The organism is Nocardia sp. NPDC050713 (genome assembly GCF_040654315.1).
Lineage (GTDB): Bacteria > Actinomycetota > Actinomycetes > Mycobacteriales > Mycobacteriaceae > Nocardia.
Map to the genome: position 1 here is coordinate 567,833 of NZ_JBFAHS010000002.1, position 22,582 is coordinate 590,414.

Sequence of the window (22,582 nt, forward strand, 5' to 3'; positions counted from 1 at the left end):
CGGCTTCGAAAGAGGAACCATGACCTACAACCCGTACGACGCATTACCTCAGGTCCCCGATTTCACCCTCACCTCCGAAGACGTCACCGACGGCAGCCCGCTCGGCAACGATCAGGTCAGCGGCGTGTTCGGCGCCGGAGGCAAGGACGTCTCCCCGCAGCTGTCCTGGTCCGGATTCCCGGCCGAGACCAAGAGTTTCGCCGTCACCGTCTACGACCCCGACGCCCCGACTGCTTCGGGCTTCTGGCACTGGGCCGTGGCCGACATCCCGGTCTCGGTCACCTCGCTGGCGAGCGGCGCAGGCAGCGAGGGCGGTTCGCTGCCCGCGGGGGCGGTGACCCTGCGCAACGACGGCGGCTTCGCCGGATTCGTCGGCGCCGCACCGCCGCCCGGCCACGGCCCGCACCGCTACTTCGTCGTGGTGCACGCGGTGGACGTGGAGAGCTTGGACATCCCCGCCGACGCGTCGCCCGCCTTCCTCGGCTTCAACCTGTTCTCCCACACCCTGGCCCGCGCCACCCTGATCGGTACCTACGAGCAGTAATCTCGCCCGAAAACGACCGTGGCCCCGAGCTTTTCGCTCGGGGCCACAGTGCTTCCAGCACGACTCAGGAGACGTTGACCACCGTCTCGGGCAGCGGGGTGGAATACAGCGTCGCGATCTCCTCGGCGTACTTCGCCGCGATCGGGTTGCGCTTGAGCTTCATGGTCGGGGTCAGCTCGTCGCCGCCCGGCTCCCACGGCTTGCCGACGATGGTGAAGCGCTTGATCTGCTCGACGCGCGAGAGCTTGCGGTTACCGGCTTCGACCGCGGCGAGCACCTCGTCGACGATCTCCTTGCGGGTGGCCAGCGCCGCGAGATCCTCGGCGGGAGCGCCGATTTCCTTGGCCCGGATGGCGGCCGTGTCGGGGTCGAGCACGATCAGCGCGGAGATGTAGGGCTTGGCCTCGCCGATCGCGACCACCTGACCCACCAGCGAGGACGCTGCCTTCACCGCGTTCTCGATGTTGGTGGGCGAGATGTTCTTGCCCGCCTCGTTGATGATGAGCTCTTTCTTGCGGTCCACGATCCGCACATAGCCGTCGGCGTCGATGGTCGCCACGTCGCCGGTGGACAGCCAGCCGTCGGAGTCGAGCGCCTCCTTGGTCTTGTCGGGCTGCTTGCGGTAGCCCGGCGTGACGATCGGGCCGCGCACCAGCAGCTCGCCGTCCTCGCCGAGGCGCAGCTCGAGCCCGTCCACCGCGCGGCCGACCGAACCGGGGCGCGGCTTGTCCAGCTCGGTGAAGGTGGCGACGCCGGAAGTCTCGGACATTCCCCACACTTCGGTGACCGTGAAACCCAGACCGAGGAAGTACTCGAGGGTCTCCGGCGGGATGGCGGCCGCACCGGACGCGGCGACCTTCAGGTTGTCCAAGCCCAGGGCGTGGCGCAGCTTCGAGAGCACGAGCGCGTCGGCGATCTTGTACTGCAACCCGAGCACCGGACCGCGTCCCTTGCCCGCGAGATCGGCGCGCGCGGCGGCGACGCCGGTGCCGATGGCCCAGGCCGCCAAGGACTTCTTGACCGGGCTCGGTTCGGTGGCCAGCTTGCCGTCGATGCCCGCCTTGATCTTCTGCCACACGCGCGGCACGCCGAAGAAGACGGTCGGGCGTGCGTCGGGCAGCGCCGCGGCGATCTCGCGCGGATCCGGAACGCAGGTGATGAGGATGCCGGTGAGCAGGCTGATGGCGTGCCCGGAGATGCGGTCGGCGACATGCGCGGCGGGCAGGTAGGAGATCGCCCGGTCGTCGAAGCCGACCGGCAGCGCGCCGTTGACCAGCGCGATGATCTGGGCGAGAACGTTGCGGTGGGTGATCTCCACGCCCTTGGACGGGCCGGTGGTGCCCGAGGTGTAGATCAGGGTGGCCAGGTCGCCGGGCTCCACGGCCTGCCAGGCGGCGGCGAAATCGAAGTCGGCGGCCGGGTTGGCCTCGACCTCCGCCAGCGTGGTCGCGCCGGTGGCCGGGCCGTCCACGACGATCGTGTGCGCGAGTTCGACACCCGCGCTGGTGATCACGTCGAGGAACACGCGTTCGGTGACCACCACCTTGTTCTCGGCGTTGGTGAACAGGTGCGCGATCTGCTCGGCGGAGCTGGTGTTGTAGATGGAGAACGGCGTCGCGCCCAGATGCAGTGCGGCGGTGTCGACGAGGTTGAATTCGGGCCGGTTGGTGAGCATGATCCCGACGGTGTCGCCGCGGCTGACGCCCAATGCCGCGAGTCCGGCCGCGATCGCCTCGACCCGTCTGCCGTACTCCCGCCAGCTGATCTCGGTCGTGCCGCCGACGGTGCGCAGCGCGACCTGATCCGGCCGCAGCTTGATGGTCTCCTGGAACGCCTCGGGAACGGTGTAGACCGTCTTGCCTGATTCGTGCGCGTAACCGATTTCTGTAGTGCTCATTTTCCCTGTTCCCGATGATCCTGTCGGTGAACCGACCCGATGCGCTCGGCGCCAAGCGCTGACGCATTGCGCCAGACTCTAGGTCATCTTCTCGCCGGATGCGGGGTCAACGAGTGGCGTGGCTCACTCATGGTAGCCAGACCTGGACAAAAGTGACGGCCTTTACAGCGCGAGAAGTCGACGCCACCAGCAGCTCGGCATGAACCACCGCCATCGCGATCGCCACACCGCTCGCCCGAGCGCCGACGCGCTCTCGTCCGGGATCGTGTGACCGCGCCTTCGTCGCTTGGCCTCCAGGTACCGGCGGGCGCGCTCGCTGCGCGGCCGAGTCACCAGCGGCACCACCGTGACCGCGATGCCGAGATCGGTCAGCGCGCGCACCTTGTCCGGGTTGTTCGTCAGCAGCCGCACCGAGCGCAGACCGAGGTGCACCAGCGCGCGGGCCGCGTTCTCGTAGGAGCGGGTGTCGGCGCAGAGCCCCAACCGTTCGTAGCTGTCGAAGGTGTCCAGCCCGAACACCTCGCTGGTGCGCAAACCCCGCGCCTTGTCGACCAATCCGGCGCCGCGGCCCTCCTGTTCGAGATAGACGAGCACCCCGCATCCGGCGTTCTGGATCATGTCCATCGACAGATCGAGTTCGGGCCCGCAATCGCAATCGTCGGAGCGCAGCGCGTCGCCGTAGAGGCAGCGCGAATGGATGCGCACCAGGCAGGCATCGGCGATCGGACCGAAGATCATGGCGTGCCCGCCGTCCTCGGCGCCGGGTATCGCCATGACTCGAACGCGGAGTTCGCGTCCCTTGCGAGTCAGACGATGCCCGGTCTCGCGGAGATGGAATGCCGCTTGGTCCATGCCCCTCCGATGCACGCTGCAGCGGGCCGGCGAACTGCGGAATCCCCAGTCGCGCAATCCATCTATGGTAGCCGCAGGCCGGGCGTCGCAGCAGTGGCTAGACCAGAACGGGCGGCGCGCTTTCGCGTGGGGGCTCGGCGGCCTCCGACCGGGGCAGTATGGTCTGCTCGGCCGACCACGGCGATTCGCCGTTGGGAATCCAGTGCCTGCGCCTGCGGCGTTTGGCGTCGAGGTAGTCGATGGCGCGTTGACTCAACGCCTCGGTCACCAGCGGCACCACCTGCACCGTGAGACCGGCTTCGCGCAGCGCGTGCATCTTGACCGGATTGTTGGTCAGCAGCTGGACGCTGCGCAGGTTCAGCACGTCGACCAGCGCGCAAGCCGCCTGCTCGTAGGAGCGCGCGTCCGGCGGATAGCCCAGCTTCTCGTAGCTGGTGAAGGTGTCCGCGCCGGACTGTTCGCTCTCCAGGTATCCGCGCGCCTTGGCGAGCAGACCGGCGCCGCGGCCTTCCTGCTCGAGATAGACCAAGACCCCGGACCCCGCGTCCTGGATCATGTCGAGGGACTTGTCCAGTTCCGGGCCGCAGTCGCAGTCGTCCGACCGCAGTGCCTCGCCGTAGAGGCATCGCGAATGCACCCGGACCAGACAACCGTCGGTGATGTCCCCGAAGACGAGAATGTGGCCGCCTCCGTCGCCGCGATCGGGTAACTCGATCACGCGAACGCGAGTGTCACGCCCCTTGCGCGTGAACCGATGACCGGCTTCGGCAAGATCCGACGCAACCGTCGTCAACCGCTCCTCCGACTCAACAGGTGCGGCCGCTGCCGCACATCCGAGATGACCTCGAGACTGTACCCCGCGCGAAGCGAACACACATGTTACTACCAGGTCTTTTGCGTTAATTTCGGCCGCGCCGCCCTGGTCACGATCCGCTGCCCTGCCGGACCACATCGTCGATTCGGTCCCGGTCCGGCATCGCGCGCGGCACCGCGCCGAGCTGCTGGGTGGGAATCATCGCCGCCGTGGCCCAGACGAAGTCTTTCGCGGCCAGCTCACCGTCGGTTTCGATCAGACGGCATGCCAACGCGGCCGAGAACGCGGCGGCGGCGCCGGGTGATTTCTTCAACGCCCCTTCGAAGTGTCCGACCTCGAGTTCCAAGGGCTCCGAAAACACCGAGCAGCTGAATTTCTCGATCGCGCAGACCGTGCGAACTCCGAGCCCGCGCAGGATCTGTGCGCTTTTGGCGGTGGAGGCGGTCGTGACGACCGGTAGCATCGCGTTCAATTCCGAAGGCGATCCGACCAGGTAGTCCACGATGTCGAGATACGGGTAAAGGTCCTGCGGCACAGCCGGACTCGGCGACGGACAGACGATCACCTTCGGTCTGGGCCGCATACCGCGCACCATCGCGAGCACCTGTTCGGCGATGCCTTTGGGGTGCTCGAGGGTCAGCAGCACGACCTCCGAACTCGCCATCGCCGCGTGCACGGCTCCGGTGTGCAGATCCGCCACCTCGAGCTTGACCCTGTCGTCCTTGCACCCGATCAGAATCGTCTCGCCGCTGTCGTTCATGATCACGGCCGTGACCGGGGACCGGCCGCCCTCGACAGTCTTCACCAGATCGCAGCGAACGTTCTCCTTGGTCAGGAAGTCCAGGATCTCCGCGCCGTCCTCGTCGTCGCCGACCGCGGAGACCAGCGCGACGTCCAAACCGAGGCGCGCGGCCGCCACCGCGCGATTGAGGCCCTTGCCACCGGGAGGCCGGAAGAAGCTGCCGTTGGCCGTTCGGTCGGCGGTCGGAAACCCGTCGACACGATAGAGATGGTCGATGACGGCGTCGCCGACCACCGTCACCGACTTGGGCCGGCGCACCGAATCAGGGAGCGAGACAAGGATCTTGCCGCTCGGCATCGCCTTGGGAATGGCGTAGCCCGTGTCGGCGGTGAGCAGCTCGGCCAGGGCGGTGAAGGTGTCGCCCTCCGACGAGGTCCGCAGCCGTTTGACCGTCGGCGCTTCGGGAACACGGTCGACGCCGAGCGCTCGGTGCAGGCCCAGCCAGTGCTCGACGAGATAGTCGCGGCGCGGGCCGAGCTTGTCGGCGTAGAGACGGGCCAGATCGATTCCGTCAGGGGGGTTGTCACGAAAAAGTCCGAGAGCCAACGACGAATCGGCGATCAGACGATCGGTGGGCGGCAACCGCCGCGCCGTGTCGCGCACGACAGGCAGCAGGGACTCGCTCGCGGGCCGCCCGGTGCGCTGCGCGTGCTGACGGACGATCGGCAGCTCGAGCAGGCTGGTGACGTCGATCTCGGTGTGGCCCAAGCGTTCCGGGCGCAGCCCGTAGTAGGTGCACAAGCGGGTCAGGATGTCGCGAATCGCGATCGTGCGGGGATTCTGCGGAGCCATCGGCGAGTCCGCCCTCCATCGCGTCGTTGCCAATTCGTTGTGCTTGTGCGGAGATTGCCCCGATATGGGTGTTTAGCGGGCAATGAGACCGGCAATCCCCAAGATACTCCGGCAATTGACCGGACAAAAGGCAAATGCCACACTGATTTTGGGCGATTGGTCGTCCCCACCAGCGGACTCGGGAGGGCCTTGGTGATGAAACTCTTCGGTGACCCCCTTCGACCTCCGGATGTCCGACACGAGGCATTCGCAGCCGCCTACACCACCGATCGGTCGACGACCAGCGATCGCACCAACGAATCGGCGCGACGCGTCGCCGATCATCGGACCACGTCTGGCGGCCGAGGCTGCCCGACCGCCTGCTCACCCGCGAACAGGCACTGGCGGGGATGGATCTCGCCGAGATCGTCAGCACCCAGACCTACCGGCACGATCGGATCGCTCACTCGCGGGCGGTGCACTACGCCGGACAACTCGGAATTTCCCTGGAGCAGATTCTGCTCGGGCTGTAGTCACCGGAGGCAGCCATGACCATTCAAACCACCGAGTGGACCATGATCAGCGACCTGACGCCCGAATCGGCCTACCGCGACGGCGCCGACGCCTGGCGGCTGAGCTGGTTGCCGGGTCGCGTTCTCTCCCGCGAGCAGGCGTTCGCGGGCATGGAGCTGGACGAATTGCTCAGCGACCCGGACATGGTGCACGACCGCATCGCGCACGCCCATGCCGCCGAGCGCGCCGACCGGCTCGGCATCCTGCTCGACCACGCGATCATTCTGCTGCACAAGCGGATCGTGGCCCGGCTGCGAGATCGGCCGGACGAGTCCGCGCCGGGCCCGGTCGGCGCATGCGATCCGCCGAGCGGTCCGCGCGGGCGGTGCGTATCGCAGCGCACGAGCGGACCGCCCCGCGTGTACGGATGACCGCGCCGCAGGGACGCGGCGGGATTCAGGTTCGCGCGACGTTCTCCGCGCCGACGGCCTCGGCGATCGAGGTGTAGCCGTTCTCGCGCAGGCGCGCGGCGAGGCCGCGGTGGATCCTGCGGGTCCAGAACGGGCCGCCGTAGATGAAACCGGTGTAACCCTGCAGCAGGCTGGCGCCGGCGAGGATGCGCTGGAAGGCCTGATCGGGGGTTTCGATGCCGCCGACGGAGATCAGCACCAAACGATCGCCGACCCGCCGATACAGGCGGCGCAGCACTTCGAGCGAGCGTTCGGCGACAGGGGCGCCGGACAGGCCGCCCGCTCCCATGGCCGCGACCGCGGCGGCGTCGGTGCGCAGCCCGTCGCGGCGGATCGTGGTGTTGGTGGCGACGATGCCCGCGAGACCGAGTTCGAGCGCGAGGTCGGCGACGGCGTCGATGTCGTCGTCGGACAGGTCGGGGGCGATTTTCACCAGGACCGGAACGCGCACGGTGTCCAGCACGGCCCGCAGCAGCGGGCGCAGCGATTCGACGGCCTGCAGGTCGCGCAGGCCGGGGGTGTTGGGGGAGCTGACGTTGACGACGACGAAGTCGGCCAGCGGGCCGAGCAGGGCCGCGCTCGTCGCGTAGTCGGCGGCGGCGTCGGCCGGGTCGACGATCTTGGTCTTGCCGATGTTGGCGCCGATCGGGACGGTGGCGGCCTTGGCGCGCAGCTGGTCGGCGGCGCGGGCGGCGCCGTGGTTGTTGAAGCCCATCCGGTTGATCAGTGCGCGATCGGCGGGCAGCCGGAACAGCCGCGGCGCGGGGTTGCCCGGCTGGGCCTGCGCGGTGACGGTGCCGATCTCGGCGAAGCCCCAGCCGAACGGGCCCCAGATGTCGGCGCCCTCGGCGTTCTTGTCGAAACCGGCGGCCAAGCCGAGCGGCGCGCGGAACTGAACGCCGAAGACGGTGTTGCGCAGGATCGGATCCTCGACGACGGCGAGCCGCTTCAGCAGCAGCCTGGTCGGGGCGAACCGGGCGGCGACGCGCATGGCGGCGAAGGCCAGGTGATGGATGCGTTCCGGCGGAACGAAGAACATCAGGCGAAGCAGCAGTGCGTACATCCGGTTCACATCCCCGGCTCGGGCTGGGGTAGTAGCGAGGTCTTGCGACGACGCAGCAGCACCTTGCGGCTGCCGTCGGTGTAGGCGCGCACGCGCGAGAGCTCCCATCCGCCGAATTCGGCCTGAATCGCCAGGCGCATCGAGGCGGTCACCCTGGTCACGTCTTTCGGTAAGCGCAGCGGGACGTATTCGTAGTCGTCGCTGCTGGTCTCCCAGTTCGCCGGTAATGCTGCGCGGGAGCTTTTCGGCGCCATCACTGCCCTCTCTTCAGCTGGTCCGCGCGGATCCGCTGGACACCGTCACCGGTGGCGGATCCGACGAAAAGGTCACCGGTGCGCTCGTCCACGGTCACCGATTCGGGCTGCCGGACGGTCGGATAGCGTCCCACTTCCTTCGGTATACCCGTCGACAGATCGAAGCCGACGACTTCGTTGCTCTGGGTGCACGTCACCCACACGGTGTCGGACCGTCGATCATAGGCGAGCGCGTAAGGCGACGATCCTACCGGGAACCGCTGACGCAGGACGAGTGGTCCGGTGGTGTAGACGAGCAGTTCCTCGCCCGCGGTGTCGGTGACGATCACCCTGCCGAAGTGGTCGGAGATCATGTTGGTCGCGCCGTCGCCCGCGCGCAGCGCGAGCCCGAGGTGGTCCTCGGCGGGGTCGATCTCGGTGACGGAGGTCTGGCGGCGGTCGAGCACCGCGACGCGATCGGCGGTGAGGGCGACGACGTCGGCCGAGACCAGGCCGGAGACAGTGTCGAGAACTTCGCCGCCGGGGCCGAGGGTGCGCACGGCGCCGTCGGCGGTGCCGACGACGAGCGTGCCGTCTTCGCGCTGCCGGACCGAGCGCGGGTCGCCCTCGACGGGTGTCTCGGTGACCGCGCCGGTGGCGACGTCGACGCGGAAGATCCAGCCGGTCGCGGTGACCAGGACCTCGCCCGGTTTGCCCGCGGACAGGCTGGTTCCGTGCGCGGGCAGGGTGACGGTCCGTCGGCCCGCGGTCGCCGGATCGATCAGGAAGAGCACGGCGGTGTCGTCGCTGCTCTTGTCGAGCGCCGCGAGCTGACCGGTGCCTGGGTCGGCGAGCATGGCCCGAATCGGGGCGTTCATGCCGATCACGTCACCCGCGGGTGCGGCTTGCGGCGCGGGAGCGACGGCCGCGGTGGCGGGTTCGCGGGTCGGGACGTCGCGTTCGCCCTTGTCGGAGGAGCAGCCGGCCAGCAGCGCGAGCACCGCCACGCCCACCAGCGCTGAGGGGACCGAGCCGCGAGGGCGCACCACCGAACTCCTCCTACCGACGAATCAACGCGACGTCACCATCTGACCATGATGGCGCAACACCACCGCCGACCGGGGTGGCGGCAGCACCGAATTACCCGTGATGGGGGTTACGGTGTAATCAAACAGTGTCCGACTCAGGGAGATCCGGTTGAAAGCCGACCATGCATCGGGATTTGCCATCGATGACATAACCGTTGGTCCGTTTGCTCACGGGTTCGGCACCACCGCCGACGGCAGGCCGTACGCGTTCCGCACGGTGCGCTCGATCCTGACGCTCGAGATCTACCGCGCCGATCTGGGCAACGACGTGCCCGGCCCGGAAGATGTGGTCGCGGTCGCCGAAGTACGAGTCACCGACGTCGATCTGGACGACGAACGCAGTGTGGTCGCGCTTGTGCGCGACATGATCCCCGACGCCGCCCTGGTCGAGGCGGCCGCCGATCGGGACGTCACGACCGTGCGCGCTCTGCTGGGACGGATCAGTTCCGTCATCGATGGTATGTAGGTAGTGATGCACTCCACACGAATCTCCCGTATCGCGCTGACCTTGGCCGCCGGTGTCGCTTTCGTCGCGGTCGCCGCGTGCGATTCGGGCCCGGACGAGGCCTCGGTCGAGGCGGCCCGCTCCAAGGCCATCGCCGAACTGTCCTCCTCCTCCGCCGCCACCTCCAGCGCGATCGCCAACCGGCCGATACCGACCGCCGCCGAACTCGACGCTCAGATCAAGCGGGCACTCGACCCTGCGCTGCCCGACACCGAGCGCACCGCGCTGATCGAGGACGGCGACGCCTTCCGCGACGCGATCCCGGACATGTACCGGGCGCTGCAGGACAACCCGCGCGCCATCTACGGCGTCACCGATCCCGTCTTCGACAACCGCGACGGCACCCTGACCGCCACCATGCGCCTGGACAAGGATGGCACCGGCACCGCCGTGCGCACCACGGTGGTGCACTTCGTCTATCTCGACGGGCGCTGGAAGATCTCGCGCACCGACCTGTGCGGCATCCTGCGCTCGGCCGACTACCGCACCCCGGCGTGCGGGTAGCGGCTCGGCCCATCGATGCTGCATTCGGGTTTCCTGGGGTGGGGCCGGTTCGTCCACCGCTACCGCTATCTCGTGCTCGCGGGGTTCGCGCTGGCCGTCCTGCTGTCGGGCTGGTACGGCCGCGACCTGATCGACCGGCTCAGCCAGGAGGGGTGGTTCGACGAGAGCAGCGAATCGGTGGCCGCTTCCGAACTCGCCGACGCGACCTTCGGCCGTGACACCGACAGCGACCTGATCCTGGTCTACACCGTCCCCGAGGGCAGCACCGTCGACTCACCGGAGGTGCGCGCCGCGGTCACCGCCCAGCTGCGCGGCCTGCTCGAACGCTATCCGGACCGGATACTGAAGATCGACAGCTATTGGGACAGCCCGTTCACGGCCAGCGCCAGCGACCCGACGAAGAAACACGCCTTCGCCAGCGTCGGGCTGCGCGGCGAGGGCACCGCCACCGTCGAGAACTATCTCGCGATCAAGGACTCGCTCGGCGCGGGCGACGCGGGCGGCGGACCGGGCGGAACCACGGTGCAACTGGCCGGGTTGCAGCCGATCGTCGAGGGCATCAACACCGGGATGCAGAACGACATCCAGCGCGCGGAGCTGATCGCGCTGCCGATCGTGGCGATCATGCTGTATTTCGTCTTCGGCGGCGTGATCGGCGCGGTGCTGCCGGTGATCATCGGCGGGATGACGATCATGGGCACGCAGGGCATGTTGCGCGTGCTCACCGACCACATCGAGGTCAACGTCTTCGCCAACGCGGTGATGACGCTGGTCAGCCTCGGCCTGGCCATCGACTACGGTCTGTTCACCGTCACCCGCTTCCGCGAGGAACTCGCCACCGGGCGCAGCGTGGAGGAGGCGACCGCTCGCACCGTGGCCACCGCGGGACGCACGGTGCTGTTCTCGGCGGCGATCATCGCGATCAGCCTCGCCGCGCTGTTCATCTTCCCCAACGGCGTGCTGCGCTCGGTGCCCTACGGCGGCATCAGCTCGGTGCTGCTCGCCGCGCTGCTCTCGGTGACGGCGCTGCCCGCCGCGTTGAGCATCGTCGGTCGGCGCATCGACTTCCTCGGCTGGAAACGCTTCTCCCGCACCAAGACCGAAGCCCAGATCGACGCCGGATTCTTCTCCCGGCTCGCGCTGTTCGCCATGCGGCGGCCGTGGGCGGTGGCGGCGCCGATCGTGCTCGCACTGCTGGCGCTGAGCATCCCGCTGCGCAACATCGAGTTCGGCGGGATCAGCGAACGCTATCTGGCCGAGGACAATCCGGCCCGCGTCGCCCAAGAAGACTTCGACCGGCTGTTTCCCAGCTTCCGCACCGAACCGTTGAAACTCGTGGTGGTCGGGGCGAATTCGCAGCAGCTCGGCGACATTCGCCACGAAGCCAACCAGGTGCCCGGGCTGACCGGGCGCTTCGAACCGGCCGCGCCGACCAAGGACGGCGTCAACGTCCTCAACGCGGGGCTGACCGACAAACGCGAGGCCGACGCCGTGATCGCCGCGCTGCGCGCCATACCCGAACCGCCGGGTGTCGAGGTGATGGTGGCCGGGGTGCCCGCGTTGGAACGCGACAGCATCAACGGATTGCTCGAGGGTTTGCCCACGCTGTTGGCGATCCTGATCTGCACCGCGCTCCTGGTCATCTACCTGGCGTTTCGTTCGATGGTGCTCGCGCTCAAGGCCGTCGCGATGAGCGGGCTGAGCCTTGTCTCGACGCTGGGCATCCTCACCTGGATCTTCGTGGAAGGACACGGGTCGGAGGTCTTCCAGTTCACGCCGGGGCCGTTGATGTTCGCGGTGCTGGCGTTGATCGTGACGGTGGTGTTCGGGTTGTCGACCGACTACGAGGTCTTCTTGCTGTCCAGGGTCGCCGAGGCGCGCGAGGCAGGAGCCGACGCACCGGAGGCCATCCGCTACGGCATCGCCCACACCGGCGGTGTGATCACCTCGGCCGCCGCGATTCTCATCGTGGTGACCGGCGCGTTCGGCTTCTCCGATCTGGTGCTGATGAAATACATCGCCTACGGCATGATCGCGGCGTTGATCATCGACGCGACCGTCATCCGGATGCTGCTCACACCCGCGGTACTGAAACTGATCTGGAGATGAGGGGCATGCGACGGGGGTTGATCGGGGCGAATCTGTTCCTGATGTTCCTGCTGGAACTGGGCGTGATCGCGGGCGCGGCGTTCTGGGGTTTCACGCTGTCCGGCGGACTGGTGCCCCGGTTGACCGCCGGTGTGCTCGCACCCGCGCTGTTCGTGCTCATGTGGGCGTTGTTCGGCGCGGCGGCCAACGCCCGGTTCCCGCTCACCGGGTGGTGGCGGGTGGCGCTGGAGGTGATCTGGTTCGGCGGGGGAGCGGTGGCCTGGGCCGTCGCGGTGACGCCGGTGCTCGGGATCGGGTTCTTCGTGCTGTGGGGTGTGAACGCGACCGTCAGGCTCGTCACGCAGGATGGATTGCAGGTGCGGGTCGGGGAGTAGGGGCGGACGACACCCCGCACAACTTCGTGGCCGCGCGCCAGCATCGGCCGTCGTCTGACGGAGGCCGGCGAGAGCGAGCGGTCAGCGACGGACCGGCAGGACCAGTTGGGCGCCCGTGACCGGATGGTCGAGGACTTCCACCGGATGCTGGTAGACGCGGCTCAGCAATTCGGTGGTGAGAACCTCGCGCGGCGGGCCGTCCGCGGCGATGCGGCCGGACTCCAACACGGCGACGCGGTCGGCGTAGGCGGCGGCGATGCCGAGGTCGTGCAGGACGACGACGACCGCCGCGCCCGCCGTCGCCCGCTCGGCCGCCAAACGCAGGACCGCTTCCTGGTGGCCGAGATCCAGTGCGGCGGTGGGTTCGTCGAGCAGCAAGGTGGCGGTGTCCTGGGCCAGCACGCGGGCCAGCGCGACGCGCGCGCGTTCGCCACCGGACAGCGTCGGGAACGAGCGCGCGGCCAGATGACCGACGTCGGCCGATGTCATCGCGGCGGCGATGAATTCGTCGTCGCGTTCGCCGCGTGCGGTGCGCACCCATGGCGCGCGCCCCATGGCGACGACCTCGCGCGCGGTGAACGGGAAGCCCACGGTGTGGCTCTGCGGCAGTACAGCACGTCTGCGCGCCATGTCCAGCGGAGTCCAGTGGTCGAGGGCGCGACCGTCCAGTTCGACGCTGCCCTCGCTCGGTGTGAGTTCACCGGCCAACGCGGCCAGCAGCGTGGACTTTCCGGCACCGTTCGGTCCCACCAGCGCGACGACCTCGCCAGCGGCGACCTCGAAATCGACGGCTTCGAGCACTCGGCGCGCGTGCCCGCTCGCTCCGCCTCGCCGGTCCACGCTCAGCCCGCGCGCCCGCAAGGTCACCGCGCCGCGCTCGGGCCGCACCGGCTCCTCGTGCGTCCGTCCGAGCATCGCGCCAAGCCCTTGCCGCATTCCGCTCACGTGGTCACCGCCCGGCCTTGGTACTGCGAGTTTCTTGTGCGTCCGCGTGCGGCAGCACCCCACTGACCGGCGGCCTCCGTCATCGGGTCGAGCGCGTCACCGGGCGTACGCGCGGTGTGACCGAGCGACACGCGAGATGATTCGGCGTGCCGGGCGACGACCCGTCGCTCCTGGGCAACGACTGCTGGACGCGGTCGACGACCCCACTGGATTGGCGAGGTGTGCGGCATTGCATCGACTGCATGATCGAGACACCGGTGCGTGCGGGCCGCGCTCATCCCCAGCCTCCCGCGCGGGCACGGGTGCGGCGAAGCAGCCAGAAGAAGAACGGCCCGCCGATGAGGGAGGTGAGCATGCCGAGGGGCAGGTCGGCGTTGTCGACGAGGGATCGGGCGGCGACGTCGGCGGCGAGCAGCACCACCGCGCCGACGATGGCGCTGAGCGGAATCAGCACGCGATGGCCGGGGCCGACGATCATGCGTACCAGGTGCGGGACGATCAGGCCGACGAACAGGATGATCCCGGTGAACGCGACGCCCGCGGTGGCGAGCACCGCCACGATGACGATCACATTGCGCCGCAGCCGTTCCACGTCGACGCCGAGGTGGCGAGCCGCGGACTCACCGAGCGCGAGCAGATCCAGGCGCGGCGCCACCACGATCGCCGCGAACACACCGAGCGCGGCGAGCGGCGCGACGACCGCCACCGAGTCCCAGTTCGCGCCGTTGAGACTGCCCAGCTGCCAGAACACGATCTGATCGCGGGCCGCGGGTGAGGCGACGAACAGCAGGAATGCGATCAGACCACCGGCGAAGGCGTTGATGGCGACGCCGGTGAGCACCAGGGTCACCACTTCGGTGCGGCCGTTGGATCGCGCGAGCAGATACACCAGCAGCGTGGTCAACAACCCGGCGACGAACGCCGCGGCGGCCACCGACCACGCGGCGACGAACGCCCCGCCCACCACGATCACGGTGCCCGCGCCGACCGCGGCGCCCGCCGAGACGCCGATGACGCCTGGCTCGGCCAGCGGATTGGCGAACACGCCCTGCAACAACGCACCCGCTGTCGCCAGCGCGGCCCCGACCAGCATGGCCAGCACGACGCGCGGGAAACGCACCTCCCACAGCGTCACGTCACCGGACGGATGGGCGGGCAACGGGCCCCAATCCAGACTGATCCGGTGCAAGACACTGCCCGCGACTTCGGCGGGCGAGGTCGGCACCTGTCCGATGGCGGCCGAGGCGAGTGCCAGCACCACCAGCGCCGCGATCGCGACCGCGAAGGCGACGGTGATCCGGGAGATCGAGCGCGTGCCCGTAGGGATCGGTGTGCCATGAGCGTCGGCGGTGTTCGCGGGTGGTTCGACCGGTGCCGAGCTCGCGCCGGTCGTGATCTCCGGCCGCTGTGGACCTCCGTCGAGCCCGCCCGCGCCGTTCTCCTGCGCGGGGCCGACCCCGTTGGCCGAAGTTCCGGAAGACGTGCGAGCCGGGTCGCTCATGCCTGCGCCTCGCTGACGCTCGGCCCCGGCATGCGCGATGCGCGCTGGCACACGATTCGCTCACTGCGTTCGCTCATGTGGGCGCGGAGCCGTAGACGGCCTCGTTGAGCGCCGCGACCACGCGCCCAGTATTCGGTCCGAAGCTGAGCAGCACCGCGTCGGACATGTCGACCACGCGCTTGTTCTTCCCGGCCGGTGTCTGCGCGACGCCGGGCACCTTCAGCAGGCCGTCCACTCCGCCGACTGAGTTCAGCCCGTCGGTCATGACGAGCAGGACGTCGGGCGCGGCGCCGATCATCGCTTCGCTGGTGATGGCGGTGAACGGTTCGGTGAGTTGGGCGACGGTGCCCGCGTCCTCGCCGCCGATGGCGGTGATCAGCGAGTCGGCACCGGAACCCGGCCCGGCCATCATGGTGATGGCGGTGCTGCGCAGGTACAGGAACGCGATGCGCAACGGCTTGTCCTTGGCGGGGACCGCGGCGGAGGCGGCGGCGATCTCGTCGCGGGTGCGCTCGGCGAGCTCCCGACCGCGCTCGGGGACGCCGAGTGCGGCGGCGACGGCCTCGATCTGCGGCGCCACACCGTCCATGGTTCGCTGCGGATCGAAGTAGACGACGGTCACCCCGGCCGCCCGCAGCTGCTCGCGCACCGCGGGCGCGGCGCTGGTGGTGTCGGTGAGAAACACGGTGGGCCGCAGCGCCAGAATGGATTCCACGTTCAGCGAGCCGCTGCCGCCGGTCACGTTCGGCAGGTCCAGCACCGCGGGAAACGCCGCCGAGGTGCTGCGCCCGATGAGGTTGGGTCCGAGGCCGAGCGCCCAGACGGTCTGGGCGAGGGTGCCGTAGCGGTCGGCGGCGATGATGCGGTCGGCCGAGGTGACCGTCACCTCCGTGCCGTCGAAGGAGCGCACCGTCACCGGCAGCACCGGTGTGGGGGCGGGACCGATCGGCACCGGATCCAGATTGCCCACCGTGGCGGTGCTCGGCCCGCGCTGTCCGGAACCGGTCGCTTCGCTGTCGTTGCCGCATGCCGCGGTTCCGGCGATCAGTGTCAAAGCGAGGGCGGCGAGGAGGGAGCGAACCACTCCGGGACGAGCACGGTCGACGAGCCTCATGAAGGCAAGCCTAATGTCCGCGTCATTCCGTGCGCGCGCTGACGTCGTCCAGTGCGGCCGCGATCGCGCGTGGCAATTCGAGGGTCTCGGCGGCCATCACGCCGGTGAGCTGTCCGATGTCGCGGGCGCCGACGATCATGCTGGCGATGCCCGGCCGGTCCCGGATCCAGGCCAGCGCGACCGCGAGCGGCGAGGTGCCGAGCCCGTCGGCGGCGGTGACCAGCGCGTCGACCACCCGGGTCGCGCGTTCGTCGAGGCGGTGGCGGATCTCGGCGGCGGTCGCTTCGTCCGCGCCGCGCGAGTCCGCGGGAACGCCGTCGCGGTATTTGCCGGTCAGGATGCCGCCTGCCAGCGGCGCGGACGCGATCACGCCGACGCCGTGATGCTGCGCGGCGGGGACGAATTCGTTTTCGGCACGGCGCGCGAGCAGCGAATAGGGCGTGTGCGCGACGGAGATCGGCGCGATGGCGGCCAGACTGGCCAGCTGCCACGGATTGAACCCGCGCACGCCCGCGTAGCGGACCTTGCCGGAGCGCACCGCGTGGTCGAGGGTGGCCGCGATCTCGTCGAGCGGGGTGCCGGGATCCCAGGCGGCGACATGCCAGATGTCGAGGTAATCGGTGCCCAGTTCGAGCAGGGTGCGGTCGAGCTGGCGCAGCAGTCCGCGCCGCGACGCGTCGATCTCGGTGCGCGGCGCCGGACCCGGCACGGTGGTCTGGGCCGGTTCGGTGCGCGGCAGCACGCCCGCGCAGCCGCTCAGCACCAGCTCGTCGCGCGAGACCAGGTCGCCGAGTAGATCGGCCAGGATCCGCTGCGCCGCGCCGCCCGCGTACGCGGGGGAGGTGTCGACCAGGGTGCCGCCCGCTTCGGCGAAGGCCACCAGCTGCCCCGCCGCGTCGTCGGCGTCCGTCTGCAGGCCCCAGGTGTGGGTCGCCAGTCCTATCCGGGACACCCGTAGGCCGCTGCGTCCGACCGTCCGCTGTTCCATCACCGGATCCGCGCTTTCATCACGGCGCCAAGCGTAAATGCTGGGGGCCGCTCGCGGTGGCCGCCGCGCGGCGCCGGGCAGCGGCCGGAATCACCGCTTCACCGGGCGACATGTACTGTCGCTGCGGTATTGCGGCGCCGCTTTTCCGGCGAACGGTGTCGTCGCTGGACCAATTGCCCAGTCGGAACGGCGGTTTCGGGCAACGGAAGAGGAGGTTGCGTGGGCGAGTCGATGACCTGGATACAGGCGCTGGTACTCGGACTGGTGCAGGGTCTGACGGAATTCCTGCCGGTTTCCTCCTCGGCGCACTTGCGCATCGTTTCCTCGGTGTTCTTCGGCGAGGACGCGGGCGCCTCGTTCACCGCGGTCACCCAGCTGGGCACCGAAGCGGCCGTGCTGGTGTATTTCGCCAAGGACATCTGGCGCATCGTCGTCGCCTGGTTCACCACCATGGCCGAGAAGGTCAGCGCCAGGTCCAGGGAGACGGTGCCGATCACCGACCAGGTCACCACGAAGCTCCCGGTCATCACCGGCGACGGCGTTCCCTATGGTCTGGCCGAGGATCGGCAGCGCGAACTCGACTACCGCATCGGCTGGTATGTGATCATCGCCACCATCCCGATCGGCGTCATCGGCTACGTGCTGAAAGACGAGATCCGCACCGGCGCGCGCAACCTCTGGCTGGTGTCGTTCATGCTGATCGCCTTCGCACTGGTGATCGCCGCCGCCGAGTACTACGGCGCCAAGCGGCGACCGATCGAACAGCTCACCACCCGTGACGGACTGGTGATGGGTTTCGCCCAGTGCTTGGCGCTGATCCCCGGTGTGTCTCGCTCCGGCGCCACCTCCTCGGCGGGCCTGTTCCTCGGGCTCGAGCGCGAGGCCGCCGTGCGCTTCTCCTTCCTGCTCGCCATTCCCGCCGTGACCGCGTCCGGCCTGTTCAGCCTGCCCGACGCGTTCGCCCCCGCGGGTGAGGGACTCAACGCCTCGGGCCCGCAGCTGCTGGTCGCCACGCTCTTGTCGTTCGTCGTCGGTTACGCCTCGGTGGCGTGGCTGCTGAAGTTCGTGTCGAAGCACTCGTTCAACTGGTTCGTCGGCTACCGCATCGTGCTCGGCCTGGTGATCATGGGTCTGCTCGCGGGCGGGGTGGTGTCGGCGACATGATCCGCGGGCGTACAGCCGCCTTCGCTGCGGCCACGCGCGGGTTTTCGGGCGGACTCCGTCCGGCTGTGCCCACTAGGCTGGCCGCATGACGGTGATCCTGCTGCGGCACGGCGTGTCGACCTCGAACACCGCCCGCACTCTCGCCGGCCGCAGCGCCGGAGTCGACCTCACCGAACACGGCGCCGATCAGGCCCGCGCGGTCGCCGAACGACTGGGCGGGCTGCCGATCCAGCACATCGTGCACTCACCGCTGCTGCGCTGCCAGCGCACGGTCGGCCCGCTCGCCGACAAGCTCGGGCTGGAACCGGAGTACGACGACCAGCTCATCGAGGTCGACTACGGCGAGTGGACCGGCAGGCCGATCGCCGAACTGCTCACCGAACCGCTGTGGAAGGTCGTGCAGCGGCATGCCTCCGGCGCGGTGTTCCCCGGCGGCGAAGGACTCGCCCAGGTGCAGCACCGCGCGGTCGCCGCGATCCGCGAGCACGATCGCGTCTTCGCCGAGCGGCACGGCCAGGATGTGCTGTGGGTGGCGTGCACGCACGGTGACGTGATCAAGTCCGTGCTCGCCGACGCGCTGGGCATCCACCTGGACGGCTTCCAGCGGATCGTGGTGGAACCAGCGTCGATCAGCGTCGTCCGCTACACCCCGCACGCCCCCTACGTGTGGCGGCTCAACGACACCGGTTCGGACCTGAGCGCGTTGGAGGCGATCAGACCGCGACCGCGAGACAGCGACGCGGACAACGATCGCCCCGATACGTCCGGACCGGTTCCCGGCGGCGAGCTAGGCGGTACTGCTAGTGCGGATAATGGGAATGCGTAGCTTTGAGATTCCTTGTAAACGAGTAGACGGTGTTGCGGGAGTCCGGGCGCCGCGGGTAGTCGATCAGGGTCACGCATCAGGAGGTGCAGATGGCACGAGCAATCCATGTATTTCGCACCCCCGATCGTTTCGTCGCCGGGACCGTCGGTGAGCCGGGCGATCGCGCCTTCTACCTGCAAGCGGTGCAGCAGCCGCGCGTGGTGAGCGTGCTGCTGGAGAAGCAGCAGGTGAAGGTGCTCGCCGACCGTATGGGACTGTTGCTGGACGAGGTGGCGCGCCGTTTCGGCGCCCAGGTGCCGCCGCAGGCCGACGACGTGGCCGACACCGATCCGCTCGTGACGCCGATCGACGCCGAATTCCGGGTCGGCACCATGGGTCTGGGCTGGGACGCCGACGCGGGCGCCGTCGTGGTGGAGTTGCTCGCCATCACCGAGACCGAGGTGGACGAGTCGGTGGTGCTCGACGACACCGAGGAGGGCCCCGACGCCGTCCGGGTGTTCCTGACACCGATCCAGGCCCGCGAGTTCGCGCTGCGTTCGGCGCGGGTGATCGCGGCGGGCCGCCCGCCGTGCCCGCTGTGCGGGGAGCCGCTCTCCTCGCGCGGGCACATGTGTGTGCGAACCAACGGCTACAAGCGCGGGGACATCTTCGGCGCGGCCGAGCTAGAGGAGTGATGTGGCGCGGGTCGACGAAAGGTTCGCCAGCGGTGAGCTGAATGTGATCGGGCGGATACGCACCGCGAGCAACGTGACGCTGGTCTGCGATGTGGTCGACTCGGATGTCGATGGTCATCCGCTGCGCGTGGTGTACAAGCCGGTGCGCGGGGAGCGGCCGCTGTGGGATTTCCCGGATGGCACCCTCGCCGGGCGCGAGGTGGCGTCGTATCTGATCTCCGACGCTCTCGGCTGGGGCGTGATCCCGGAGACGATCCTGCGTGAGGGTCCGTACGGTCCCGGCATGGTGCAGCGCTGGGTGGACGCGGTCGACAACCACACCGAGCGCGGCAATCGCCTCGATCTGGTCGACCTGTGCCCGCCGGGCGCGGTGCCCGCTGGTTTCTGCGAGGTGTTGCGCGCGCTGGACGGGGAGGGCAACGAGGTGTCCCTCATTCACGCCGACGACCCGCGTCTGCGGCGCATGGCGGTGCTCGACGTGCTGCTCAACAACGCCGACCGCAAGGGCGGACACGCGTTGGAAGGCGTCGACGGTCAGGTGTACGGCGTCGACCACGGCATCTGCCTGCACAGTGAGCACAAGTTGCGCACGGTGCTGTGGGGTTGGGCCGGTCGGCCGATCGGCGACGACCTGGTCGCCGACATCACCGCCTTCGCGGCCGCCCTGCCCGGCGAACTCGCCGACGCGCTCGCCGCGCACATCACCGACGCGGAGATCGACGCGCTCGCGGGCCGGACGAAGGAGTTGCTGGATCAGCCGGTGATGCCGGTGCCGCGGACGTCGCGGCCGATTCCATGGCCAGCGTTCTGAGGTCGGCTTCCGGCGCGGCGGCGTTCACTCGAGCAGCGGGCGCACCCGTTCGCCCGCGAAACGGATGAAGGCGAGCGGGTCCGGCTCGTCGGGGGTGGGTTCTAGGACGACGGTGTCGGCGCCTGCCGCGGACCATCGGTGGACTGCGTCGGCGATGGCCTGAGCGTCGCCGACGACTCCGACGCTGTCGGGCAGACCGGTGCGTCGACGGGTGGCGGCGAGGCGTTCGGCCGCGTCGGGTCCGGTGGCGGCGAGGAGGTAGACGATCACGCGGTGCGGGTCGGTGCGTCCGGCTTTCGCACGTCCTTCGTCGATGAGTTCGCGGGCGGCGCGGATGCCCTCCGGCGTGGTGGCGCTGGTGAGGACGGTGGCGTCGGCCAGTTCGCCGGACAGCCGCAGCGTTCGCGGTCCGCTCGCGCCCGCGGCGAGCGGCGGGGGCGTGCGCGGCGGCCAGTCCAGCGCGACTCGATCCAGGCGGACGTAGGCGCCCGCGGCGTCGACCGTTTGCCCGTGCAGCAGGGCGCGCAGCGCGGTGAGCTGTTCGCGCAGCAGGGTCAGCGGGGAGCCGACGCGGGCGCCGACCTGCCCCATCCAGTCCTGCACGCCGTGCCCGATGCCGGGGATCAACCGACCGGGGTGCATTCGCAGCAGCGCCGCGATCTCCATCGCGGTGAGCGCCACGTTGCGCAGCGGCACCGGCAGCACCCCGATCCCGACGCGCAGTCGTTCGGTGTGGGCGAGCACGGTGGCCGCGCACGCGCTACCCGCGGCCCAGAAACAGTCCTCCCACAGCCACAATTCGGCCAAGCCGCTCTGTTCGGCGACCACGGCGATCTCGGGCAGCCGTTCGGGCGGGAGCTGGGGAAGTGCGATAGCGCCGAGTACCGTCACCCCGGCCACCGTAGCGGTCGGCACCGACAGGTTCGGCGGTTCGCGAGGGTGACCCTGCCAGGGCCTCCCTACCGCGCGCCTACCGCGTGAGACTCGTCCCATGCTTCGCTACCGACTGTTCGGCAACACCGGCCTACGAATCTCCGAAATCGTCCTAGGCACAATGCTTTTCGACGAAACAAAACAGGCGCGGGACATCGCCGACGCCTTCGCCGACGCGGGTGGCAACGCACTCGACACGGCCTCCGCCTACGGCGACAGCGAGGAGATCCTCGGCGAGATTCTCGACAAACGACGCGACCGTTTCGTGCTCGGCACCAAGTACACCCTCAGCCGCGACCCCGACGACGTGAACGGCGCGGGCAACCACCGCAAGAACCTGATGCTCTCGCTGGAGCGCAGCCTGCGGCGGTTGCGCACCGACTACGTCGACATCTTCTGGGTGCACGTGTGGGACCGGCACACCCCGCTGGAGGAGACCGTGCGCGCCCTCGACGACGCGGTGACCGCGGGCAAGGTGCGCTACCTCGGAATCTCGGACGCGCCCGCCTGGGTGGTCGCGCGCGCCAACACTCTGGCGCAGTGGCGGGATCGCACGCCGTTCGCGGGGCTCCAGGTGCCCTACAACCTGCTCCAGCGCGATATCGAGCGCGAACTGCTGCCGATGGCGGAGGCGTTCGGGATGAGCGTCACCGCGTGGCGGCCGCTGGCCGCAGGGATACTGACGGGCTCGACCGGCAGACGGGTCGACCCGGCCGCGTTCACCGACCGCGAGCGTGCCGCCGCCGACGCGGTCGCCGAGGTCGCCGCCGAACTCGGGGCGCGACCCGCGCAGGTGGCGCTGGCCTGGACCCGGCACAAGTCGCCCGCCGTGTTGCCGCTGGTCGGGGCGAGCAGCGTCGAGCAACTCAGCGAGAATCTGGCCGCCGCCCAGCTGACCCTGCCCGAGGACGCGGTGCGCCGGTTGGAGGCTGCGGCGCCGTTCGAGCGCGGGTTCCCCGGCGACTTCCTCGCCGAGTCCGAACCGCATCCGTTCGTCTTCGGCTCCGCGGCGACGCGAGTGGATGGGCGCGGCAGAGCGTTCGTATAGGTCGCCGCGGTTTCTCGCCAACTGCGCGAGGCTCTGATG

Annotated in this window: 24 protein-coding genes; 12 read left to right on the plus strand and 12 right to left on the minus strand. The window is 69.3% G+C overall.

Going from position 1 to position 22,582, the window contains the following annotated elements; all coding sequences use genetic code 11:
* The first annotated feature begins 19 nt into the window (after positions 1 to 19).
* Positions 20 to 544, plus strand: a complete 525-nt coding sequence (locus AB0H49_RS06025; RefSeq protein ID WP_357247694.1) for a YbhB/YbcL family Raf kinase inhibitor-like protein — start codon at positions 20 to 22, stop codon at positions 542 to 544.
* 64 nt (positions 545 to 608) lie between these two features.
* Here AB0H49_RS06025 and AB0H49_RS06030 read toward each other — a convergent pair whose 3' ends face one another.
* The 4 genes from AB0H49_RS06030 to AB0H49_RS06045 all read right to left on the minus strand — a co-directional run bounded on the left by AB0H49_RS06030 (position 609) and on the right by AB0H49_RS06045 (position 5,701).
* Positions 609 to 2,441 carry a long-chain fatty acid--CoA ligase gene (locus AB0H49_RS06030; RefSeq protein ID WP_357247697.1) on the minus strand — a complete coding sequence of 611 codons (1,833 nt, stop codon included), beginning with the start codon at positions 2,439 to 2,441 and terminating at the stop codon, positions 609 to 611.
* A gap of 162 nt (positions 2,442 to 2,603) precedes the next feature.
* Entirely contained in the window at positions 2,604 to 3,293 is a 690-nt protein-coding gene (locus AB0H49_RS06035) for a GTP cyclohydrolase II (protein WP_357247700.1), read from the minus strand.
* Positions 3,294 to 3,390: 97 nt separating this feature from the next.
* Positions 3,391 to 4,011, minus strand: a complete 621-nt coding sequence (locus AB0H49_RS06040) for a GTP cyclohydrolase II (RefSeq protein WP_357247703.1) — start codon at positions 4,009 to 4,011, stop codon at positions 3,391 to 3,393.
* 205 nt (positions 4,012 to 4,216) lie between these two features.
* Entirely contained in the window at positions 4,217 to 5,701 is a 1,485-nt protein-coding gene (locus AB0H49_RS06045) for a PfkB family carbohydrate kinase (protein ID WP_355001372.1), read from the minus strand.
* A gap of 389 nt (positions 5,702 to 6,090) precedes the next feature.
* On the opposite strand from AB0H49_RS06045, the gene AB0H49_RS06050 reads away from it, so the two are divergent.
* A complete protein-coding gene (locus AB0H49_RS06050; RefSeq protein ID WP_355001371.1) occupies positions 6,091 to 6,213 on the plus strand; it encodes a hypothetical protein in 123 nt (40 codons plus the stop codon).
* A gap of 15 nt (positions 6,214 to 6,228) precedes the next feature.
* Positions 6,229 to 6,624 carry a hypothetical protein gene (locus tag AB0H49_RS06055; RefSeq protein ID WP_357247707.1) on the plus strand — a complete coding sequence of 132 codons (396 nt, stop codon included), beginning with the start codon at positions 6,229 to 6,231 and terminating at the stop codon, positions 6,622 to 6,624.
* A gap of 25 nt (positions 6,625 to 6,649) precedes the next feature.
* Here AB0H49_RS06055 and AB0H49_RS06060 read toward each other — a convergent pair whose 3' ends face one another.
* From AB0H49_RS06060 to AB0H49_RS06070, 3 genes are read right to left on the minus strand one after another with little or no spacing between them, the layout of a single operon-like run.
* Complete coding sequence (locus tag AB0H49_RS06060; RefSeq protein ID WP_357247710.1) at positions 6,650 to 7,726, minus strand: quinone-dependent dihydroorotate dehydrogenase; 1,077 nt, start codon at positions 7,724 to 7,726, stop codon at positions 6,650 to 6,652.
* A 5-nt stretch (positions 7,727 to 7,731) separates the two neighbouring features.
* The gene (locus AB0H49_RS06065) at positions 7,732 to 7,980 is read right to left on the minus strand and encodes a DUF5703 family protein (protein ID WP_067783446.1); all 249 of its coding nucleotides are present in this window, start codon (positions 7,978 to 7,980) and stop codon (positions 7,732 to 7,734) included.
* Positions 7,980 to 9,005: a hypothetical protein gene (locus AB0H49_RS06070; RefSeq protein WP_357247984.1), complete on the minus strand. Its 1,026-nt coding sequence runs from the start codon at positions 9,003 to 9,005 to the stop codon at positions 7,980 to 7,982. Before AB0H49_RS06070 ends, AB0H49_RS06065 begins: the two co-directional genes overlap by 1 nt.
* 151 nt (positions 9,006 to 9,156) lie before the next feature.
* Between AB0H49_RS06070 and AB0H49_RS06075 the strand changes: the two genes are divergently transcribed.
* From AB0H49_RS06075 to AB0H49_RS06090, 4 genes are read left to right on the plus strand one after another with little or no spacing between them, the layout of a single operon-like run.
* Positions 9,157 to 9,513: a hypothetical protein gene (locus AB0H49_RS06075; RefSeq protein ID WP_357247714.1), complete on the plus strand. Its 357-nt coding sequence runs from the start codon at positions 9,157 to 9,159 to the stop codon at positions 9,511 to 9,513.
* Positions 9,514 to 9,519: 6 nt separating this feature from the next.
* Entirely contained in the window at positions 9,520 to 10,056 is a 537-nt protein-coding gene (locus tag AB0H49_RS06080; RefSeq protein WP_357247718.1) for a hypothetical protein, read from the plus strand.
* A 15-nt stretch (positions 10,057 to 10,071) separates the two neighbouring features.
* Positions 10,072 to 12,165: an MMPL family transporter gene (locus AB0H49_RS06085; RefSeq protein ID WP_357247721.1), complete on the plus strand. Its 2,094-nt coding sequence runs from the start codon at positions 10,072 to 10,074 to the stop codon at positions 12,163 to 12,165.
* Between the two features lie 5 nt (positions 12,166 to 12,170).
* Positions 12,171 to 12,539 (plus strand): YrdB family protein, encoded by a 369-nt coding sequence (locus AB0H49_RS06090; RefSeq protein WP_357247724.1) that lies wholly within the window; start codon positions 12,171 to 12,173, stop codon positions 12,537 to 12,539.
* Between the two features lie 81 nt (positions 12,540 to 12,620).
* Here AB0H49_RS06090 and AB0H49_RS06095 read toward each other — a convergent pair whose 3' ends face one another.
* The 4 genes from AB0H49_RS06095 to AB0H49_RS06110 all read right to left on the minus strand — a co-directional run bounded on the left by AB0H49_RS06095 (position 12,621) and on the right by AB0H49_RS06110 (position 17,087).
* The gene (locus AB0H49_RS06095) at positions 12,621 to 13,475 is read right to left on the minus strand and encodes a heme ABC transporter ATP-binding protein (protein WP_355001707.1); all 855 of its coding nucleotides are present in this window, start codon (positions 13,473 to 13,475) and stop codon (positions 12,621 to 12,623) included.
* A 283-nt stretch (positions 13,476 to 13,758) separates the two neighbouring features.
* Positions 13,759 to 14,985 (minus strand): iron ABC transporter permease, encoded by a 1,227-nt coding sequence (locus AB0H49_RS06100; RefSeq protein ID WP_357247728.1) that lies wholly within the window; start codon positions 14,983 to 14,985, stop codon positions 13,759 to 13,761.
* A 73-nt stretch (positions 14,986 to 15,058) separates the two neighbouring features.
* Positions 15,059 to 16,099, minus strand: coding sequence for an ABC transporter substrate-binding protein (locus AB0H49_RS06105; RefSeq protein WP_357247731.1), 1,041 nt, complete (start codon positions 16,097 to 16,099; stop codon positions 15,059 to 15,061).
* A gap of 22 nt (positions 16,100 to 16,121) precedes the next feature.
* Positions 16,122 to 17,087 (minus strand): aldo/keto reductase, encoded by a 966-nt coding sequence (locus tag AB0H49_RS06110; RefSeq protein WP_355001361.1) that lies wholly within the window; start codon positions 17,085 to 17,087, stop codon positions 16,122 to 16,124.
* A 231-nt stretch (positions 17,088 to 17,318) separates the two neighbouring features.
* Here AB0H49_RS06110 and AB0H49_RS06115 point away from each other — a divergent pair, with 231 nt between their 5' ends.
* The 4 genes from AB0H49_RS06115 to AB0H49_RS06130 all read left to right on the plus strand — a co-directional run bounded on the left by AB0H49_RS06115 (position 17,319) and on the right by AB0H49_RS06130 (position 20,562).
* The gene (locus AB0H49_RS06115; RefSeq protein ID WP_355001706.1) at positions 17,319 to 18,251 is read left to right on the plus strand and encodes an undecaprenyl-diphosphate phosphatase; all 933 of its coding nucleotides are present in this window, start codon (positions 17,319 to 17,321) and stop codon (positions 18,249 to 18,251) included.
* Between the two features lie 85 nt (positions 18,252 to 18,336).
* On the plus strand, positions 18,337 to 19,077 hold the full coding sequence (locus tag AB0H49_RS06120) for a histidine phosphatase family protein (protein WP_355001360.1): 741 nt from the start codon (positions 18,337 to 18,339) through the stop codon (positions 19,075 to 19,077).
* A gap of 89 nt (positions 19,078 to 19,166) precedes the next feature.
* On the plus strand, positions 19,167 to 19,751 hold the full coding sequence (locus AB0H49_RS06125) for a DUF3090 domain-containing protein (protein WP_355001359.1): 585 nt from the start codon (positions 19,167 to 19,169) through the stop codon (positions 19,749 to 19,751).
* A 1-nt stretch (position 19,752) separates the two neighbouring features.
* Positions 19,753 to 20,562, plus strand: a complete 810-nt coding sequence (locus AB0H49_RS06130) for an SCO1664 family protein (protein WP_355001358.1) — start codon at positions 19,753 to 19,755, stop codon at positions 20,560 to 20,562.
* A gap of 24 nt (positions 20,563 to 20,586) precedes the next feature.
* On the opposite strand, the gene AB0H49_RS06135 is transcribed toward AB0H49_RS06130, so the two are convergent.
* Positions 20,587 to 21,453 carry an LLM class flavin-dependent oxidoreductase gene (locus AB0H49_RS06135; RefSeq protein ID WP_357247738.1) on the minus strand — a complete coding sequence of 289 codons (867 nt, stop codon included), beginning with the start codon at positions 21,451 to 21,453 and terminating at the stop codon, positions 20,587 to 20,589.
* A gap of 100 nt (positions 21,454 to 21,553) precedes the next feature.
* Here AB0H49_RS06135 and AB0H49_RS06140 point away from each other — a divergent pair, with 100 nt between their 5' ends.
* A complete protein-coding gene (locus AB0H49_RS06140) occupies positions 21,554 to 22,543 on the plus strand; it encodes an aldo/keto reductase (RefSeq protein WP_357247741.1) in 990 nt (329 codons plus the stop codon).
* The last annotated feature ends 39 nt before the right edge of the window (positions 22,544 to 22,582 follow it).

Bases quoted from the DNA above. Each gene is read 5' to 3' on its own strand.
- AB0H49_RS06025 (WP_357247694.1), top strand. From the start codon at position 20: ATGACCTACAACCCGTACGACGCATTACCTCAGGTCCCCGATTTCACC.
- AB0H49_RS06030 (WP_357247697.1), bottom strand. From the start codon at position 2,441: ATGAGCACTACAGAAATCGGTTACGCGCACGAATCAGGCAAGACGGTC.
- AB0H49_RS06035 (WP_357247700.1), bottom strand. From the start codon at position 3,293: ATGGACCAAGCGGCATTCCATCTCCGCGAGACCGGGCATCGTCTGACT.
- AB0H49_RS06045 (WP_355001372.1), bottom strand. From the start codon at position 5,701: ATGGCTCCGCAGAATCCCCGCACGATCGCGATTCGCGACATCCTGACC.
- AB0H49_RS06050 (WP_355001371.1), top strand. From the start codon at position 6,091: ATGGATCTCGCCGAGATCGTCAGCACCCAGACCTACCGGCACGATCGG.
- AB0H49_RS06055 (WP_357247707.1), top strand. From the start codon at position 6,229: ATGACCATTCAAACCACCGAGTGGACCATGATCAGCGACCTGACGCCC.
- AB0H49_RS06060 (WP_357247710.1), bottom strand. From the start codon at position 7,726: ATGTACGCACTGCTGCTTCGCCTGATGTTCTTCGTTCCGCCGGAACGC.
- AB0H49_RS06065 (WP_067783446.1), bottom strand. From the start codon at position 7,980: ATGGCGCCGAAAAGCTCCCGCGCAGCATTACCGGCGAACTGGGAGACC.
- AB0H49_RS06080 (WP_357247718.1), top strand. From the start codon at position 9,520: ATGCACTCCACACGAATCTCCCGTATCGCGCTGACCTTGGCCGCCGGT.
- AB0H49_RS06085 (WP_357247721.1), top strand. From the start codon at position 10,072: ATGCTGCATTCGGGTTTCCTGGGGTGGGGCCGGTTCGTCCACCGCTAC.
- AB0H49_RS06090 (WP_357247724.1), top strand. From the start codon at position 12,171: ATGCGACGGGGGTTGATCGGGGCGAATCTGTTCCTGATGTTCCTGCTG.
- AB0H49_RS06095 (WP_355001707.1), bottom strand. From the start codon at position 13,475: ATGCGGCAAGGGCTTGGCGCGATGCTCGGACGGACGCACGAGGAGCCG.
- AB0H49_RS06100 (WP_357247728.1), bottom strand. From the start codon at position 14,985: ATGAGCGACCCGGCTCGCACGTCTTCCGGAACTTCGGCCAACGGGGTC.
- AB0H49_RS06105 (WP_357247731.1), bottom strand. From the start codon at position 16,099: ATGAGGCTCGTCGACCGTGCTCGTCCCGGAGTGGTTCGCTCCCTCCTC.
- AB0H49_RS06110 (WP_355001361.1), bottom strand. From the start codon at position 17,087: ATGGAACAGCGGACGGTCGGACGCAGCGGCCTACGGGTGTCCCGGATA.
- AB0H49_RS06115 (WP_355001706.1), top strand. From the start codon at position 17,319: ATGACCTGGATACAGGCGCTGGTACTCGGACTGGTGCAGGGTCTGACG.
- AB0H49_RS06120 (WP_355001360.1), top strand. From the start codon at position 18,337: ATGACGGTGATCCTGCTGCGGCACGGCGTGTCGACCTCGAACACCGCC.
- AB0H49_RS06125 (WP_355001359.1), top strand. From the start codon at position 19,167: ATGGCACGAGCAATCCATGTATTTCGCACCCCCGATCGTTTCGTCGCC.
- AB0H49_RS06140 (WP_357247741.1), top strand. From the start codon at position 21,554: ATGCTTCGCTACCGACTGTTCGGCAACACCGGCCTACGAATCTCCGAA.